The organism is Mycobacterium sp. TH-M106, assembly GCF_057473765.1.
Map to the genome: position 1 here is coordinate 1 of NZ_JBYCLE010000586.1, position 1,107 is coordinate 1,107.

The following is a 1,107-nucleotide window of genomic DNA, read 5'->3' on the forward strand; positions in this document are numbered from 1 at the left end:
ATCCACTCGGCCAGGCCGGCCAGATCGAAGCGGCGCGACACCAGGAAGAACCAGCCGAACCGCAGCCACTCCTGCACCAGCAGGCGGCGCATCCCGCGTTGGGCCATCAGGTAGCCGCGGTTGCGGTAGGTGAAAAACCGCTTCCCCGGATCGTCGGGGTACTGGGCGTGCATCGCCCCGCCCAGGATCGGCTTGAACTCGCCAGAACCGGACGGGTGCAGATACACCGCGTTCAGGCAGGTGCCGAAGGCCAGCCCGGAGCGCACCAGCCGGCGGTGCAGCTCCACCTCGTCGCCGCGCACAAACAGCCGAAGATCTGGCACACCAACTACTTCCAACGCACTGGCGGCGAACAGCGCACCGTTGAACAGCGACGCGATCCCCGGCAGCAGATCACGATCTGCTGCGCCAGAACGTAATTCACTCACCCGCCGCCGCCACCTCAGCCCGCGGCGCAGCGGAAACGCCAGCCGCTCAGGGTCATCGATATCGCAGACCATCGGCGACACCTGGGCCAGTCCGTGCTCAGCCGCGCACGCCAGCAGGCGGGCCAGCACACCGGAGTCGGCGGGCCGGCCGTCGTCGTCGGCCAGCCACAGCCAGTCCGCGCCCGCGGCCAGGGCCTGCAGCATGCCCAACGCGAATCCGCCTGCGCCGCCGAGGTTCCGACGTGATCGTAGGTAGGTCGACGTGATCGGCTGGTCATCCACCAGCTTCCAGACTCGGTCGTCTGAATCGTTGTCGACGACGACCAGATGGTCGGGCTGGCGGGTCTGGGTAGCCACCGCGTCCAGCGACGTGGCCAGTTGGTCGGCCCGCCGGTGGGTGACGACGACGGCGTACACCCGCTCGGTCACGGCTTGTCACCGACGCTTTCGGCGCGGGTCTCCGCCAGCACGTCGCGCACCTGCCGGGCGGCGGACTCACCGTCATAGGCCCCGACCACCTCCTCGATGCCGCCCGTCATCTTGATGGTGCCGTGCTCGATCCAGATCGCGGTCTTGCACAGCCGCGCCAGAAACTCGTTGGAATGGCTGGCGAACACCAGGATTCCGGACCGCTCCACCAGCTTCTGCAGCCGGGACTGGGCCTTCTTCATGAATTCGG

Annotated in this window: 1 protein-coding gene and 1 pseudogene; both read right to left on the bottom strand. The window is 67.8% G+C overall.

The genetic code is table 11. The annotated features are described in order from the left end of the window. Positions 1–857, bottom strand: an 857-nt coding sequence (glfT1, locus tag AC2VOP_RS19905; protein ID WP_486962571.1) for a galactofuranosyltransferase GlfT1, incomplete at its 3' end; no start/stop codon positions are given. Further along, positions 854–1,107: pseudogene (locus AC2VOP_RS19910) on the bottom strand (ABC transporter ATP-binding protein); the annotation flags it as partial. The gene glfT1 and the pseudogene AC2VOP_RS19910, both read right to left, overlap by 4 nt.